At 63.5% G+C, this 15110-nt stretch carries 16 protein-coding genes; 9 read left to right on the plus strand and 7 right to left on the minus strand.

Going from position 1 to position 15110, the window contains the following annotated elements:
- Positions 1–5: 5 nt before the first annotated feature.
- Together Q0844_RS12805 and Q0844_RS12810 are read left to right on the plus strand one after the other, a co-directional pair.
- Positions 6–1409 (plus strand): aldehyde dehydrogenase family protein, encoded by a 1404-nt coding sequence (locus tag Q0844_RS12805; RefSeq protein WP_299045427.1) that lies wholly within the window; start codon positions 6–8, stop codon positions 1407–1409.
- Entirely contained in the window at positions 1406–2899 is a 1494-nt protein-coding gene (locus Q0844_RS12810; RefSeq protein ID WP_299045429.1) for an AMP-binding protein, read from the plus strand. The genes Q0844_RS12805 and Q0844_RS12810 overlap by 4 nt, the downstream gene beginning before the upstream one ends.
- A 185-nt stretch (positions 2900–3084) precedes the next feature.
- Here the strand turns inward: Q0844_RS12810 and Q0844_RS12815 are convergent, their stop codons facing one another.
- The 6 genes from Q0844_RS12815 to Q0844_RS12840 form a co-directional block, all read right to left on the minus strand.
- Positions 3085–3795 carry an alpha/beta fold hydrolase gene (locus tag Q0844_RS12815; RefSeq protein WP_299045431.1) on the minus strand — a complete coding sequence of 237 codons (711 nt, stop codon included), beginning with the start codon at positions 3793–3795 and terminating at the stop codon, positions 3085–3087.
- Positions 3796–3891: 96 nt separating this feature from the next.
- Positions 3892–4977 (minus strand): transporter substrate-binding domain-containing protein, encoded by a 1086-nt coding sequence (locus Q0844_RS12820; RefSeq protein ID WP_299045433.1) that lies wholly within the window; start codon positions 4975–4977, stop codon positions 3892–3894.
- Positions 4977–6047 carry a transporter substrate-binding domain-containing protein gene (locus tag Q0844_RS12825; protein WP_299045435.1) on the minus strand — a complete coding sequence of 357 codons (1071 nt, stop codon included), beginning with the start codon at positions 6045–6047 and terminating at the stop codon, positions 4977–4979. Before Q0844_RS12825 ends, Q0844_RS12820 begins: the two co-directional genes overlap by 1 nt.
- 124 nt (positions 6048–6171) lie before the next feature.
- Complete coding sequence (locus Q0844_RS12830; RefSeq protein ID WP_299046756.1) at positions 6172–6786, minus strand: hypothetical protein; 615 nt, start codon at positions 6784–6786, stop codon at positions 6172–6174.
- 14 nt (positions 6787–6800) lie between these two features.
- Positions 6801–7781, minus strand: a complete 981-nt coding sequence (locus tag Q0844_RS12835; RefSeq protein ID WP_299045437.1) for an alpha/beta fold hydrolase — start codon at positions 7779–7781, stop codon at positions 6801–6803.
- Positions 7778–8521, minus strand: a complete 744-nt coding sequence (locus Q0844_RS12840) for an alpha/beta hydrolase (protein WP_299045439.1) — start codon at positions 8519–8521, stop codon at positions 7778–7780. The genes Q0844_RS12835 and Q0844_RS12840 overlap by 4 nt, the downstream gene beginning before the upstream one ends.
- A gap of 123 nt (positions 8522–8644) precedes the next feature.
- On the opposite strand from Q0844_RS12840, the gene Q0844_RS12845 reads away from it, so the two are divergent.
- From Q0844_RS12845 to Q0844_RS12855, 3 genes are all read left to right on the plus strand, one after another.
- A complete protein-coding gene (locus Q0844_RS12845; RefSeq protein ID WP_299045441.1) occupies positions 8645–9412 on the plus strand; it encodes a helix-turn-helix domain-containing protein in 768 nt (255 codons plus the stop codon).
- A 3-nt stretch (positions 9413–9415) separates the two neighbouring features.
- Positions 9416–9832 carry an MAPEG family protein gene (locus Q0844_RS12850; protein WP_299045443.1) on the plus strand — a complete coding sequence of 139 codons (417 nt, stop codon included), beginning with the start codon at positions 9416–9418 and terminating at the stop codon, positions 9830–9832.
- Between the two features lie 195 nt (positions 9833–10027).
- Positions 10028–10492 carry a GNAT family N-acetyltransferase gene (locus Q0844_RS12855; RefSeq protein ID WP_299045444.1) on the plus strand — a complete coding sequence of 155 codons (465 nt, stop codon included), beginning with the start codon at positions 10028–10030 and terminating at the stop codon, positions 10490–10492.
- Here the strand turns inward: Q0844_RS12855 and Q0844_RS12860 are convergent.
- On the minus strand, positions 10477–10689 hold the full coding sequence (locus Q0844_RS12860) for a hypothetical protein (RefSeq protein WP_299045445.1): 213 nt from the start codon (positions 10687–10689) through the stop codon (positions 10477–10479). The two genes, Q0844_RS12855 and Q0844_RS12860, sit on opposite strands and share 16 nt — an antisense overlap.
- Positions 10690–10861: 172 nt before the next feature.
- Here Q0844_RS12860 and Q0844_RS12865 point away from each other — a divergent pair, with 172 nt between their 5' ends.
- From Q0844_RS12865 to Q0844_RS12880, 4 genes are all read left to right on the plus strand, one after another.
- Positions 10862–12025, plus strand: coding sequence for an MFS transporter (locus Q0844_RS12865; RefSeq protein ID WP_299045446.1), 1164 nt, complete (start codon positions 10862–10864; stop codon positions 12023–12025).
- A gap of 88 nt (positions 12026–12113) precedes the next feature.
- Entirely contained in the window at positions 12114–14072 is a 1959-nt protein-coding gene (gene thrS, locus Q0844_RS12870) for a threonine--tRNA ligase (RefSeq protein ID WP_299045447.1), read from the plus strand.
- Entirely contained in the window at positions 14069–14569 is a 501-nt protein-coding gene (locus Q0844_RS12875; RefSeq protein WP_299045448.1) for a hypothetical protein, read from the plus strand. The genes thrS and Q0844_RS12875 overlap by 4 nt, the downstream gene beginning before the upstream one ends.
- A gap of 192 nt (positions 14570–14761) precedes the next feature.
- Complete coding sequence (locus Q0844_RS12880; RefSeq protein ID WP_299045449.1) at positions 14762–15067, plus strand: DUF2282 domain-containing protein; 306 nt, start codon at positions 14762–14764, stop codon at positions 15065–15067.
- Positions 15068–15110: the final 43 nt, after the last annotated feature.

Consider the following 15110-nt stretch of genomic DNA (forward strand, 5'->3'; position numbering starts at 1 on the left):
GCCCCATGACCATCTCTGACCCGATTGCAGACCTGGACACCATCGTCGCCGCCGCCCGCGCCGCCCAATCCCGGTACGAGGCAAACGGCAGTCAGGTCAGATATGATCGTGCCGCCCAGGCCGCCGCCTGGGCGATCATGGAACCCGACCGCAACCGCGCATTGGCCGAACTGGCCGTCGAAACGACGGGCCTCGGCAACGTGCCCGACAAGATCACCAAGAACCATCGCAAGACGCTGGGCTTGATGCGCGACATCCAACACGCCACCACGTTCGGGATCATCCGTGACGACCCCGATACGGGCATCACCGAAATCGCCCGCGCCATGGGCGTCGTGGGCGCCATCGTGCCGTCCACCAACCCTGCGGCCACGCCCGCCAACAACATCATCAACGCGCTGAAATGCGGCAATGCCATCGTCGTGGCCCCCTCGCCCAAGGGCGTGGCCAGTTGCGAAATGCTGATCGGCTTCATCCACGCCGAATTCGCCAAGATCGGCGAAGACCCGGACCTTGTGCAAATGGTGCCCGCGCCGGGGTCCAAGGAAAAGACCCAGCGCCTGATGGAAACCTGTGACAAGATCATCTGCACGGGCAGCCAGAACAACGTGCACCGCGCCCAGACCGCCGGCACACCCGCCGTGGCGGTGGGGGCAGGCAACGTGACGGTGATCGTGGACGAAACCGCCGATCTGGCCGCAGCGGCCGAAAAGATCCGCGCCTCCAAATGCTTCGACAACGCGACATCGTGCAGTTCCGAAAACGCGGTCGTGGTGGTCGACGCGGTCTATGACGCCTTTGTCGCGGCCATGGCACAGGCCGGCGGCGCGGTGGTCAAGGACGAGGCCGCGATCACCGCCGCCCTCTGGCCTGACGGGCACCTCAACCGCGCCGTGATTGCACAGGACGCGGACAAGATGATCGCGGCACTGGGCCTTGACGGTCAGGTGCCGGACGGCACCGAATACATCGCCGTGCCAACCTCCGGCATCGGCCCCGATCATCCGCTCAGCGGGGAAAAGCTCAGCCGCGTGCTGGCGCTCTACCGGGCCGCTGATTTCGACGCCGCCGTCGTGACCACACGCCAGATCCAGCTGCACCAGGGGGCCGGACATTCCGTCGGACTGCATTCCGCGCGGGATGACCGGGCGCACATGCTTGCCACCGCCATCCCCACCAGCCGGATCATCGTGAACCAGGCCCATACCTTTGCCACGGGCGGGTCGTTCACCAATGGCATGCCGTTTTCACTGTCCATGGGCTGCGGCACCTGGGGCGGCAACGCCATCGACGACAACCTGCATTGGAAACATTTCCTGCAATCGACCAAGATCATTCGCGAAATTCCCGCCCGCGAACCCGCGCTCGCGGACATCTTCGCCGACTACTGGCAAGAGGCCGGCGCATGAAACTCGACCCCCTTGCCCCGCCCGGCGGGACCGTGGCTGACTGGCTGGCCGCGCGGGCGGACCGGGGCGGCGATGCACTCCTGTTTCCCGAAACGGACGACGTCCTGTCCTGGCAAGACCTGCAAACGCGGGCACAGGGGTTTGCGGCATCCCTCGCGGCGCGCGGGACGGCCAAGGGCGAAAGCGTCGCTATCGTCGCTCCGAACAGTCGGGATGGGATCATCGCAATGTATGGCGCACTCATCGGCGGCTTTCGGGCCACCATGATCAACCTCGCCGCCGGGCGCGATGCCATCGCCTATGCGCTCACCCATTCCGAGGCGCGATTTGCCTTCGTGCACGTGGATGCACGCGATCTCTTTGATGCGGCCAACGACACAGACGTGCAGCCGGTGCCCCTGTCAGAGACGGCCAGCGGGCCGCTGCACCCGGTCTCGGCCTCGGATCACGCGCTGCTGATGTATACATCCGGCACCACGGGGCGGCCCAAGGGCGTGGTGCACACCCATGCCAGCCTGCTTGCAGGCGGCTGGACCACCGCCATCGCACATGCCCTGACGGAACGGGACCGGGGGTTTTGCGTGCTGCCGGTCTACCACATCAACGGGCTCTGCGTGACGGTCATGGGCAGCCTTGTGTCCGGCGGGTCGCTTGCCATGACCCCCCGGTTCTCGGCCTCGCAATTCTGGGATCAGGCGGACCGCGCCGGGGTGACGTGGTTTTCCGCCGTGCCCACGATCATCTCGCATCTGCTGCATGGCGATGCGGTGCCATCACCGGCCTGCCGCGCGCGCCTGCGCTTTGGCCGCTCGGCCTCCTCCGCGCTTGCCGTCGAAACCCAAAGCGCGTTCGAGGCGCGCTTTGACGTGCCCATTGTCGAAACCATGGGGCTGACCGAAACGGCGGCGCAAATCCTGTCAAACCCCCTGCCCCCCGGCATGCGCAAGATCGGCTCGCCCGGTATGGGCTATGGGTGCGATGTCGAAGTTCAGGACACAAACGGCCACCCCGTCCCAGCCGGGGTCCAGGGCGAAATTGTCGTGCGGGGCCCAAACGTGATGCTGGAATACCTCAAGAACCCCGAGGCGACCGGGGCCACCTTCCGGGACGGCTGGCTGCGCACCGGCGATCTGGCCCGCAAGGATGCGGACGGCTATGTCTTTGTCACCGGGCGGTTGAAGGAACTGATCATCAAGGGCGGCGAAAACATCGCCCCGCGCGAGGTGGACGAGGCGCTTTATGCCCATCCCGACGTGGTCGAGGCTGCGGCCTTCGCCCGCCAATGCGCCACTTACGGCGAAACGATCGAAGCCGCCGTGCGCCTGCGCGAAGGCTCGGCCATTCCATTGGCCGATCTGATGGACCTGTGCCGGGCCAAGCTGGGGGCGTTCAAGACCCCCGACATCATCCACGTTCTGGACGAGTTGCCCAAGGGCCCCTCCGGCAAGATCCAGCGCCTGAAACTGACCGATTACATCCCCGCACCCTGAGGCGGTCTTCTTGGGGGATGCGCCGCGCCGCCCGCCATCGGGGGTCAGTCTGTGCCCGGAACGGTTAAGAATGCGATAGCGGACCGCGCGCAGGTCCAAGCTGCTGCACTTTCGGCAAAATCACCTGAAGGTTGAGAAATGATGTACCGCGCGAACAGCGTGTCCCCGCGGGGACAGATCACCCTTCACCGCAAAATCAGCGGCTGTTTCAGCCAATCCCGCAGCGCCTGCGTGGTCTCTGCCGGGCTCTCCAGCGTCGGCAGGTGCCCCGCATCCTCCACCACTTTCAACTCCGCCCCGGGGATGAGTTCGGCCATGAACGTGTGACGCTTGACCGGGCACAATTCGTCATGCGCACCGCAGAGCACAAGGGTCGGCACCTTGCATTTGCGCAACGTGCCCTGCTGGTCCCTGCGGCGCTGCAAGGCGCGGGACTGGCGCACGAACACGTCCGGTCCCAGCGCGTCTGCCATGTCCATCACCAGGTCCAGGATCTCGTTGCGGTAGGGGCCAGGGGCCAGGTAGTTGGGCTTCATCTCGTCCCGCATCACCTCCGCCATCCGACCGGTCCGGGCCTTCACGATCTGCGGCTCGCGCGCCGCCGCCACCTGCGGGGTCTCGGCCAGCGGGTTGGTGTCCATCAGCGCCAGGCGCGTGATGCGGTCGGGCGCGCGGCGCAGGATCTCCATCGCGACGATCCCGCCCATCGACAGGCCCGCCAGCGCAAAGCGCTGGGGCAACTCATCCAGAAGCCCGCTTGCAATCTCTTCGATCCGTTCCCCGCGGGTAACGGGCGACACCATGACCGAATACTCGGCCGAAAGCTCGGCAATCTGCGGCCCGAAGAGCCGCGCGTCACACATCATTCCGGGAAGAAAAACAAGGGGTTCAGCCATGAAGCCCACCTGACCTAGACGCCATCTTCTGCCTGCCGTTTTACTTTTCATTAACCATGACCCGCCGCTGCCCCCACGGCAAGCCCCCAAGCCACGTCAGCTTTTGATCTGGTCCCAGAACAACGCCAAGTGGCGGCTCACGATCTCGTTGTAGCGGTCGCTTTGCTTGAGTTTCGCAAGCCCCGCGTTGAAGCGGTACAGATGCGCGGTTCCCCGCCAATGGGTCTTGGAAATCAGCACATGCAGCCCTTCGATGGACACCGGGCGCGACAGGGGGGCGACCTGATCGGTCAGGCCCAGTTCGAACATCTTCTGCACGCCCAGAAACTCGTTCAGCGCCACCGCGTCAACATCGCCCGCAACCAGCATGGCAAAGCAGTCATCGGGGGTCGGCGGCTGCTTGAGCGTGACCAACCCGTCGCTGAGCCAGCGCCGGTCGGCGCGGTCGAGATCGTGGGTGAAATACCCGGCAGGGCGGCACAGGGTCTTGCCGTGCAGATCGCTGTCCTGCGCGAACACAATCGGATCATCGCTGCGCGCGAACAGCAGAATGACCAGATCGACCAGCGGATCGGAGAAGTGGAAATTGGCGCAGCGTTCGTTTGTGGGGTTGCCATCGCAATCCGGCTTGAACCACGGGAACCCCATGTCGAATTCCTTGCTGTCCAGCATCGGAAAGAGATGCCTGGACCAGTCATTTTCCCATTCGATCGCGTATGTCAGCGGATTTGGCGTGGCTTCGAACGCGGCATTGACCAGTTCGGTCAGCATGCCCTGCCCCGGCCAGTCCAGATCGGTAAAGGGCGCATAGTTCGAGGCGGTGACCAGCTTGATCTCGGCCTGCGCCTTTTCCTGTTGCAGCGGTTTGGGATCGGCCTGCACCGTCGGCGCGGCGGTGGGCGCAGGCGCAGGCGTGGCTGCGGGTTCTGCCGTCTGCGCCGTATCTTCGGGACAGGGAATGTCCAGAACCGTGCCCGCAGGCAGATCCAGCAGGCTGCCGCCCTGGATGTCCGGGTTGTTGTAGAAGATCAGGGACCAGCGCGACAGATCGCCAAGCTGTTCTTCCGCAATCGAAAACAGGGTGTCACCGGGCGAGACAACCAGCGAGGGCTGGCACGCTATCGCCCCGGTGCCGCACCCCAGGGTGGCCGCAACCGTCAGGGCAAGCTCGCGCCGCCGCATCAGAAATCTGCCCAGATGTTGGACATGTGGCGGTCGATCACCTGCTGATACGCGCCGGACAGTTTGATCGCATCCAACCCCCCGTTGATGGTCGAAATCAGCGCATCCGCGTTCGGATGGTCCTTGTGCACCAGCACATGCAGCCCTTCGATCGACACCGGGCGGCCCTGTACAACCTCGACCTGATCCTTGAGGCCCAGATCCTTGATCGCGGCGCGGCCCGTGAATTCGTTCATGGCCACGGCGTCGACCTCTCCGGCGACCAGCAAGTCAAAGCAGCCCTTGACCGTTTGCGGCTGTTTCAGGGTGATCTTTCCGTCGCTGATCCAGCGCCGGTCGGCCCGGTCCAGATCGTGGGTGAAGTAGCCCGCAGGACGGCAGAGCGTGCGCCCTTCGATGTCGCTGTCCTGTGCGAAGGGGATCGGGCGGTTCTTGTCCACGAACAACAGGATCAGCATCTCGAACATCGGATCCGAGAAGTGGAAATTCGTGCAGCGATAGTTGTCGGGGGTGCCTGCACAATCGGGTTTGTACCACGGAAACGCCATGTCCATCATCGCGTTGGTCATCAGCGGATCAAGGTGCGAGGACCAGTCATTGACCCAGTGCACCCGGTAATTGTCCCCCGATTGCGAGCTGTGCATGGCGGTGCGTACCACATCGGTGATCAGCCCCTCGTTTTCGAGGCTCTGGTCGGTGAAAGGCGCAAAATCCCCTGCGGTGACGATGTTGATCTGTCGTTCCAGCCTGCGGCGCGAGGGCGCGGTCGCGGCGGTCTGGACCGCCGTTTGTGGCGCCGGAGCCGCCACGTCCAGCCCGACGGGCAAGCCGCCGATACAGCCGAGGCGCAGCGCCATACCGACGCGCAATGTGTTGGGGTCTTGGCCGATCACCGCCAGGTTGTTGCGGTGCACCTCGGTCCAGAGCGACGCGTTCTTGTACTGCCGATCCGCGATGCGCGACAGGCTGTCGCCCCGTTCGACCGTGTAGGTGCCCCCGCAGGCCTGTGCGGCCGCCGGTGCCGCCGTCGCGGCCAGCGCCAGCGCCGCCGCCCCCAAGAATCGTTTCATCGCCTGTTCCCCCAAGCCTGTGTTGCGGCGCAAAATCCCTTATTTTGCTGGGGAACGTCAACTCACAAACCAGATGTTGGGGCAAAGTATATAGGTTGACATGTTTGGCACGCCGACCACCGCATCAGGGATAGGCGATTCCTCGGAACGGTGGGAAATCGCTGTAGCGCGCCTGTCGTTGGGCCAGGGGTTCGTCCGGTGTCGCGCCCCGCCGCAACAGCAGCCCCTTGGGGGCGATGTAGCTGCCGATCATGCGGTGGGGAGTGGGACGCCAGTCCAGATTGAAGGCGCAGAGCTTGGGAAAGAACCACATGCCGGAATAGGGCAGATGGTCGTGAATCCACCACGCCAGGTCGCGCCAATCGCGCCCCTGTTCGTACTGATCCGTGAACCATGGGATCGCCAGTGACGTGCCCGCGATGGCCTGATCCCCCTGCCCCCAGTCCCAGATATGGCATTCGATCGGGTTGTTGTTGCGGGCGCAATTCAGCTTGTTTTCATTGCCGAATTCGTTGAGTTCGGGCGAGCGGTAACCAGATCGGATGGCAAGCCGCCCGAAGGTTTCTTCGAGCGGGTCGAGCAGCTGTGTGCACAGTTCCCTGCCATGGGCGATGGCGCGGTCCGGGTCGCGTGGCAGGTTCTGGACCCGGTGGAAATTGCCGATTTCCGAATAGAGGAAATCACGCATGTAGAAGTGGTGCGACAGCCGCACCCGGCCCAGGTTTTCCAGGCTCCACATGCTGGCGGGGCGTCTCATCCCGGCAGGTCCGCGATCCAGTCAAGCATGCCCTGCACCGCCGCGTCCGTCTGGCCGGGCGAGAGGATGTCGCCCGCGATCACGTGGTTTTGCGGGTCGTCCTGCGGCCCCATGGTCGGGTTGACGGTTTTGGTTGGTGCCCCCCATTGGCCGGCGATATGCGCCGTGATGTCGGGCCGGACGACCTGATCGTCGGTCGCGTACCAGAACAGTGCGGGGATCGTGTGGCCGGTGTGGTCCATGTCCGCCACCGCGTCGATCAGGGCAACCATGGGCATCACCGCGACGCTGGGATATTCGGTGGTCCAGAATTGCCCGTGACGTTCGTTCTGCGGTTCAAAACTGCGGCGCACCCCGGCCAGCGGGGGCAACCAGTAGCGCGCGGCGGGCCAGCTGAGCAGCCTGGCTGCCGGATTGTTCAGCCCGTAATTGGGCGAAACGAGGATCAGCCCCGCGACGTCCTGCATCAGCGTGTCGTCCTGCGCCGTGGCTGTCACCAGCGTGCCGCCTGTGGACGTCGACAGGATCAGCACCTTTTGCCCGGCGATGCGGGCCGCATCGAGCCCTTCGGCCAGGTCGTTGACCCAGCCTTGCACTGTCCCTGTCGCCAGCGCGTCGCCCGGGCGCCCGTGTCCCTGGAGCCGGGTGTAGATCAGGTTGGCGTTCAGCGCCGCGGCGAGGCGGTCGGGGACGGGGCGGATTTCCTCTGACGTGGCGGAGAAGCCGTGCACGTAGAGGATGGCGTAGGTGGTCCGGGTGCCGGGCGTGCCCGCCCAGATGATCCGCTTTTCGGTGCCGGGGGTGATGTCGGTGTACCGTGCTTCGACATCGGCGAAATGGGCGTCCAGGTCGGGGTTGATGCTGGCATTCGTGGGTGTCAGCGGGGCTTGTTCGTAGGGGCCGAAAAGCCAGAGGGCGCCGATGATCAGCGCCAGGATCAGGAGGAAGCGGCCGAGCAATTTGCCGAGTGTTTTCATCGGGTGACGTCCTGGATGGCGGTTTCGATCAGCCCGAGGCAGGGGCCGTCGGAGAAGCGGTGGTCGGCGTCCTTGACCAGCGTGAGCGTCATGTCGGGGCTGTCGGCGTGATTGAGGAGGCGGATGGCGGTATCCGTGGTGACGGCGGTGTCAGCGGTGCCTTGCAGGCAACGGACGGGGAATGGCAGCGGGAGCGGCTCGCGGAGGACGAGGTTTTGGCGGCCGTCTTCGATGAGGCGCCTGGTGATGATGTAGGGGTCCATATAGTCCGAGGGCATGGCGATCCGGCCCTTGGCCTCGAGTTCGGCCTTTTGCGCGTCGGTGAAGCTGGCCCAGTAGCTGTCTTCGGTGAAGTCGGGGGCGGCGGCGATGGTGACAAGGCCCGCGATCCGGTCGGGATGGGCGCGGGCGAAAAGCAGCGATTGCCAGCCGCCCATGGAACTGCCGACAACGATCAGCTTGCCATCTGTCAGCGTGTTCAGCGCGTGCGCCGTGTCCTCGGCCCAGTCGCCGATGCAGCCGTCCTCGAACGTGCCGGAGCTTTGGCCGTGGCCGGAATAGTCGAACCGCAAGAACGCCCTGCCCTGCGCCTTGCACCATGTTTCGAGGTGCACGGCCTTGGTGCCGTCCATGTCGGATTTGAGCCCGCCCAGAAACACGACCCATGGCCCCGTTCCTTCGGTCCGGTGATAGGCCAGCCGCCGCCCGTGCGGCGTGTCCAGAAATTCAGGTCCGGTCATGTCCCCTCCGCCTTGATTTGCGGGATCATCTGCAAGCGGCACGCATCTGTCCATCCTGACGCAAGGTGATTTTTAAACGTGACCATCTTGTCACGTGACTAATGAATCACATATAGAGGCCAGATGGATGATCTGTTCAAAGCCCTGGCCGACCCGGCCCGCCGCACGCTGCTGGATGCGCTGCGCGACCGCGACGGCCAGTCCCTGCAACAGTTGCAGGGGCTGCTGGACATGACCCGGTTCGGGGTCATGAAGCATCTGGGCGTGCTGGAAGAGGCGGGGCTGATCACCACAAAGAAGGTGGGGCGCTTCAAGCACCACTACCTCAACGCCCTGCCCTTGCAGGAAGCGATTGACCGTTGGATCGACCCCTACCGGGTCAAACCTGCGGCACGAGCGGTACTCACCCTCAAAGCTCAGCTTGAAGACGAAGGAGACCCCGAGATGTCCAAACCCGATTTCGTGATGGAGACATATATCAAGACCACGCAGGACCGGCTGTGGGATGCGTTGTCAGACGAAAAGAACGTGGCGCATTACCACTTCATGTGCAGCCACGCGTCGCGTGACGGCGACCGCACAACGTTGCATTTGCCGGACGGTACGGCGCTGATGTCGCAAGTCATGCTGAAATCCGACCCCAAAAGCCGGATGGAAATGACGTTCGAGCCAAACTGGGAAGGTGGTGGTGCGCCAAGCCGGGTTGTGTACCTGATGCGGCCCGAAGGCGCGTTTGTGCGCCTGACGATAGAGCATTATGACCTGACTTTTCCCGTCGTACACGGCGAAGGTGTTGCCGATGGCTGGGTGCGCTGGGCCGCCGGATTGAAAACGTGGCTGGAGACGGGCGAGGACACGCATATCGGTCCCATGGCGGATGTGGAGGGATAAGCGATGCCGACCGAGTTGATCATTCTGGGCGTTCTGGCCCTGTTTGCCGCATCGCTGTGGATCCCATACATCGTGGGTGTGAACACGGCGCCCGAGGGGTCGATCCCGGCAGATGCGCCCGATGGGTTTGTCATACCGCCTGATCCGAGCGTGCAGCGCGCCTGGGTGCGCCGGGCATACCGCGCCCATCTGAACCTTTTGGAGCAATCGGTGCCCTTTGCCCTATTGGTGCTGCTGGTGGACCGGGTGGACGGGTTTTCGGCCCTGACCCTGTGGACCAGCGTTGCCTTTCTGGTGCTGCGCATCGCCCATGCCGTTGGGTACATCACTGCAACCGCCCGTTTTCCGGGCCGTCCGCTGATCTTTACCGGCGGCTGGGTGTGTTGCCTGATCATGGGCTGGGCGCTTTTTACCGCCTGATGTGACCTCGCGCCCTTGACGGGCGCGGGTTCACCCGCTTGAGTGCCTGACATGAGACCGCGCATGGCACAGCACTATTATTTCGGCACGCAAACCCTGCGTGCTGTTGGTGTGCCTGCATAACACCAAAGCCGCGTTCGAGCGGCTTTTTCCCCTGCCTTCCCGAACGCGGCGCGTTTGAAAGAGGAGGCAGAGATGCCCATCACAATCCGAAAGATGTCGCACGCCGATGTGGCAGAGGTTGTCACCATGATTGCCGGTCTTGCCGCGTGTCATGACGATCAGCCCGACATAGATGCCGAGCGGGTCACCCGCGACGCGTTGGGGCCGCATCCCTGGGCCACCATTCTTGTCGCCGATGGCGGATCAAAATTGCTGGGCTATGCCGCGTTGTTGCCCATGGCGCAGCTGCAATTCGGTGTGCGCGGGATGGACATGCACCATTTGTTCGTGTGCCGCGACGCACGTGGCAACGGCGTGGGTGCCGCGCTGGTGCGCGCCTGCCAGGACGAGGCCCGCAACATGGCGTGCAGTTTCATGACGGTGGGCACGCATCCCGACAACCGCAAGGCCATGCGGTTTTACGAGCGCGAGGGGTTTCTGCGCCGCAGCGGTTCAGGTCCGCGCTTTAGCGTGCGACTGGATCAGCCGCCGACATAGGGCCCTTTGGCGGGGCGGTAAAACGTCTTTTGATTGTGCAGCCGCCCCAGCAGATCATGGATCTGGCGGACATTGTCATTTGCCGCGCTCAAGGCGAGGTCATTATTGATGGCGGCATTCTTGGACGCGCGCAGCGCATCCTCGATCAGGTCCAGGTCTTCAACGGTCAGTTCAAACGTCTTGTTGTACTTGGGCACTGCGTGTTCCTTTGGCGATCAGAAGTTTCCGATAGTGAACACTTCCTTAGTTAAGGATTCGTCGGCCTACGTCCAGTCCAATCTGTCGGTTTTTGGCGCGTTTCGGTCGTTTTTTCTGCATGCCTTTGTATGCCGCATTGAAGCCGCCACAAAATGCATCATAACCCACAGCATGGCCCCGCCCCGATTGTTGATCCCCATCCTGTCTGCGTCGAACTTCCTGATCGGAATGGGCGCCTTTGTCATCGTCGGCGTGCTGGAACCGCTGGGCGCGGATTTTGGCATCACGGCCGCATCGGCGGGCACGCTGATGACCGTGTATGCCCTTGCCTACGCGGTCCTGTCGCCGGTTCTGGTGTCCTTGACCGGGGCCGTGGGACGGCGGCGCGTGATGGCCTTTGGTCTGTCCTTGTTCATGGGTGCCGCGCTGTTGTCGGCCCTTGCCCCCAACATGATCGTGTTGAACATCGCCCGCGTCATGGCCGCGGCCGGTGCCGGGGTGTTCACACCCGTGGCCGCCGCCGTTGCCGCCGCCCTCTATCCTGTTGAGATGCGCGCGCGCGTCCTGGCGGCCGTGTTCTTTGGGCTGACCCTGGCGCAGGTCGTGGGCGTGCCTGCGGGCAGCTGGATTGCCTATACCTTTGGGTGGCGGTGGGCGTTTTGGGTTGTTGTCGGGCTGGCGGTGCCTGCCATCGCGTTGATCTGGATCTTTGTCCCCAAGGGGTTGAGTTTTCAGCCTGTGTCGCTGCGCGATCTTGGCGGGGTGCTGCGCAATGGCCGGATGATGCTGGCCGTGCTGTTCACCGGCACGTTCCTGGGGGCGATCTATGTGCTTTATACCTACATCGCGCCGCTTTTGAGCCAGACCATGGGCTATGGCCGGGATGGCGTGACCCTGGTGTTGGCCATCTTTGGGGTGGGGGCCGTTGTGGGCAATATCGCGGGCGGCATTCTTGCCGACCGGGTTGGCTGGGCGCGCACGCTGGTGGCGCTGTGCCTGTGCCAGATGATGTGCATGCCGTTCTTTTCGGTGCTGCCCATGGGGGATGCCCTGTTGCTGGTCCTTGCCTTTGCCTGGTCCGTGACCGGCTGGGCGTTCATGGCGGGCCAGCAAATGCGCCTGATCGGGTTGGCCGGGCCGCAGGCGCCGGTGGTCTTGGCGCTGAACGCGGCCGCGATCTATGTCGGGGCGGCCTTGGGGTCGGCTGTCGGGGCGTGGGTGATCGAGGCCTTTGGCATTCTCTATGTCGGTCTGGCTGCAAGCGTGGGGTCCGCACTGGCGCTTTTGCACCTCACCTTGTCGATCAATCGCAGCCCGGCGCCACAGTCTGCTTGACGGACGTCACTGCGCCTGTCACATCGCGGCACACACATACCCTAGCAACCGGGCGTTCCGTGGGCGCCAAACTGACAAGGATGCCGATATGGCCAAAGATCAGCACCAGATTTCCCTTACCTTTCCCGACGGCAATGCGCGCGACTATGATGCGGGCGTAACCCCTGCCGCCGTGGCGGAGAGCATCTCCAAGAGCTTGGCGAAGAAAGCCATCAGTGCGACCGTGGACGGCCAGCACTGGGACCTTGCGTGGCCCATCGAAGGCGACGCGCAGATCGCCATTCACACCATGCAGGACGAGGCGCAGGCCAATGAGCTGGTGCGTCACGACCTGGCCCATATCATGGCCCGCGCCGTGCAGGAGATCTGGCCCGACACCATGGTCACCATCGGTCCCGTGATCGACAACGGCTGGTATTACGACTTTGACCGGGCCGAGCCGTTCACCCCCGAAGACCTCGGCCTGATCGAGAAGAAGATGAAAGAGATCATCAACAAGCGCGATCCCGTGCGCACCGAAGTGTGGGACCGCGATGTGGCGATCAAGTACTACGAAGACCGGGGCGAGCCCTACAAGGTCGAGCTGATCCAGAGCATTCCCGGCGACGAGCCGCTGCGGATGTATTGGCATGGCGATTGGCAGGACCTGTGCCGCGGGCCGCATTTGCAGCACACCGGGCAGGTGCCGGGTGACGCGTTCAAGCTGATGTCGATCGCGGGCGCCTATTGGCGCGGGGATTCCAACCGTGCCATGCTGCAACGCATCTATGGCGTGGCCTTTACCGGCAAGGAAAAGCTGCGCGCCCATCTGAACATGCTGGAAGAGGCCGCCAAGCGCGACCACCGCAAGCTGGGCCGCGAGATGGACCTGTTCCACATGCAGGAAGAGGCGCCCGGTCAGGTGTTCTGGCACCCCAATGGCTGGACCATCTATACCGAGCTGCAGGACTACATGCGCCGCAAGCAGCACGCGGGTGGCTATGTCGAGGTGAACACGCCGCAAGTCGTCAACCGCAACTTGTGGGAAAAGTCCGGGCACTGGGAGAAGTACCAGGAGAACATGTTCATCGTCGAGGTGGAGGAGGAGCACGCCAAGGAAAAGGCGGTGAACGCGCTGAAGCCGATGAACTGCCCCTGCCACGTGGAAATCTTCAAGCACGGGCTGAAATCCTACCGCGACCTGCCCCTGCGCATGGCCGAGTTCGGGTCTTGTGCCCGCTATGAACCCTCGGGCGCGTTGCACGGGATCATGCGCGTGCGTGGCTTTGCGCAGGATGACGGGCACATCTTTGCCGAGGAAAGCCAGATCGGCAGCGAATGCGCGCGCTTCATCGCCTTTCTGACCGACATCTACGAAGACCTCGGTTTCGCCAGCTTCTCGGTCAAGTTCTCGGACCGGCCCGAGATGCGCGCGGGATCGGACGAGGTGTGGGACAAGGCCGAAGAGGCGCTGCTGACCGCGACCCGTGCGGCGGGGATCGAGCCGGAGATGAACCCCGGCGAAGGGGCGTTTTATGGCCCGAAGCTGGAATTCGTGCTGACCGACGCGATTGGCCGGGACTGGCAATGCGGCACCTTCCAGGTGGATTTCGTGCTGCCCGAACGGCTGGACGCCACCTATATCGGTGCCGATGGGGCCAAGCATCGCCCGGTGATGCTGCACCGCGCCTGTCTTGGGTCGTTCGAGCGGTTTATCGGCATTTTGATCGAGGAACATGCAGGCAAGCTGCCCTTCTGGCTGGCTCCGCGCCAGGTTGTCGTCGCGTCGATCACCTCGGAGGCGGACGAGTATGTGGCCGAAGTGGTCGCGGCCCTGCGCGCCGCAGGCGTGCGGGCCAAGGCCGACATGCGCAACGAGAAGATCAATTACAAGGTGCGCGAACATTCGGTGGGCAAGGTTCCGGTGATCCTGGCCGTCGGTGGCCGCGAGGTCGAGGAGCGGACCGTTTCGGTGCGCCGGCTGGGAGAAAAGCAGACCAGCGTGCAGCCGCTGGACGATGTGGTCGCCGGTCTGGGTGCCGAGGCCACGGCCCCTGACCTGCGGTGACACGGTCGGACCGCAACCGGCTGGAAACCGAACAGGCATTGCGCCTGGTCAATGTCATCTATGATGGTGTGGAACGGGTGGTGCGGATCATCGTTGATGGCACACGTGTCAGCGATGAAACCGCGCGTCCGGACACCGGTAACGAAACGCTGGACGGCATCATCGGCGCCAGCCATGCCATCGACGTCCTGCCGGGGTGCCGACAATACACCATTGCCTTCGAGGATGTGGTTGCAGTGCAGATCCGCGACGAAAGTTATGCCGAGGTTGAACGCGAGGAGGACTATTTCAGGCCCTTGCGCCACTATCCCGCATCGCGGTTCCTGACACATATGCGCGACGCCACCTTTGCCGAGGCGGTGCTGAACCAACCGTTGGTACATTGGGCCGTCGTGACACTGGATGATGTGATCGACATCGCTGCACAGCCCGGGGACGTGCCCGCCGTATCGTCGCGCGTTCTGACAGCGACGGAGCTGTGGGCCGACCCGGACTGATGTAGCAAATGCGTTGGCGCTTTATTCTGCGCTGCAACAATTCGGTAGAAATACGGGGGGAAACCGGCCCAATTTCTAACATCTGATAACGGGTCTGTGACACCGCGCGTCTTGGGTGGTAATTTTGCCCCGGCGCGTCCTATGTAAGGCGCACGACCGTACTGTAACCGATATCCGAAAGGGACGTTGAAGATGTCGAAGACCATGAAAACCGTTGCCATCGTTGGTGCAGTTGCCGCCGCGATGACCGCCCACTCGACCACTGGAGCAGAAGCTGCCGGCAAGGAAAAATGCTATGGCATTTCGCTGGCCGGTGAAAACGACTGCGCCGCTGGCCCCGGCACCACATGCGCCGGGACATCCACTGTCGACTATCAGGGCAACGCCTGGACGCTGGTTGACGCTGGCACCTGCGCCGAGATCGAGCTGCCCGACCTGGCAGATGGCACACCGCGCACAGGCTCGCTGGAAGAGCTGGACCGCGATCTGCCCGCATAAGGCACGTCACACGCCTGCGCCGGATCCCGTCGGATCCGGCGTT

It is taken from the genome of uncultured Tateyamaria sp. (assembly GCF_947503465.1).
GTDB lineage: Bacteria > Pseudomonadota > Alphaproteobacteria > Rhodobacterales > Rhodobacteraceae > Tateyamaria.

Bases quoted from the DNA above. Each gene is read 5' to 3' on its own strand.
- Q0844_RS12805 (WP_299045427.1), top strand. From the start codon at position 6: ATGACCATCTCTGACCCGATTGCAGACCTGGACACCATCGTCGCCGCC.
- Q0844_RS12810 (WP_299045429.1), top strand. From the start codon at position 1,406: ATGAAACTCGACCCCCTTGCCCCGCCCGGCGGGACCGTGGCTGACTGG.
- Q0844_RS12815 (WP_299045431.1), bottom strand. From the start codon at position 3,795: ATGGCTGAACCCCTTGTTTTTCTTCCCGGAATGATGTGTGACGCGCGG.
- Q0844_RS12820 (WP_299045433.1), bottom strand. From the start codon at position 4,977: ATGCGGCGGCGCGAGCTTGCCCTGACGGTTGCGGCCACCCTGGGGTGC.
- Q0844_RS12825 (WP_299045435.1), bottom strand. From the start codon at position 6,047: ATGAAACGATTCTTGGGGGCGGCGGCGCTGGCGCTGGCCGCGACGGCG.
- Q0844_RS12830 (WP_299046756.1), bottom strand. From the start codon at position 6,786: ATGTGGAGCCTGGAAAACCTGGGCCGGGTGCGGCTGTCGCACCACTTC.
- Q0844_RS12835 (WP_299045437.1), bottom strand. From the start codon at position 7,781: ATGAAAACACTCGGCAAATTGCTCGGCCGCTTCCTCCTGATCCTGGCG.
- Q0844_RS12840 (WP_299045439.1), bottom strand. From the start codon at position 8,521: ATGACCGGACCTGAATTTCTGGACACGCCGCACGGGCGGCGGCTGGCC.
- Q0844_RS12845 (WP_299045441.1), top strand. From the start codon at position 8,645: ATGGATGATCTGTTCAAAGCCCTGGCCGACCCGGCCCGCCGCACGCTG.
- Q0844_RS12850 (WP_299045443.1), top strand. From the start codon at position 9,416: ATGCCGACCGAGTTGATCATTCTGGGCGTTCTGGCCCTGTTTGCCGCA.
- Q0844_RS12855 (WP_299045444.1), top strand. From the start codon at position 10,028: ATGCCCATCACAATCCGAAAGATGTCGCACGCCGATGTGGCAGAGGTT.
- Q0844_RS12865 (WP_299045446.1), top strand. From the start codon at position 10,862: ATGGCCCCGCCCCGATTGTTGATCCCCATCCTGTCTGCGTCGAACTTC.
- thrS (WP_299045447.1), top strand. From the start codon at position 12,114: ATGGCCAAAGATCAGCACCAGATTTCCCTTACCTTTCCCGACGGCAAT.
- Q0844_RS12880 (WP_299045449.1), top strand. From the start codon at position 14,762: ATGTCGAAGACCATGAAAACCGTTGCCATCGTTGGTGCAGTTGCCGCC.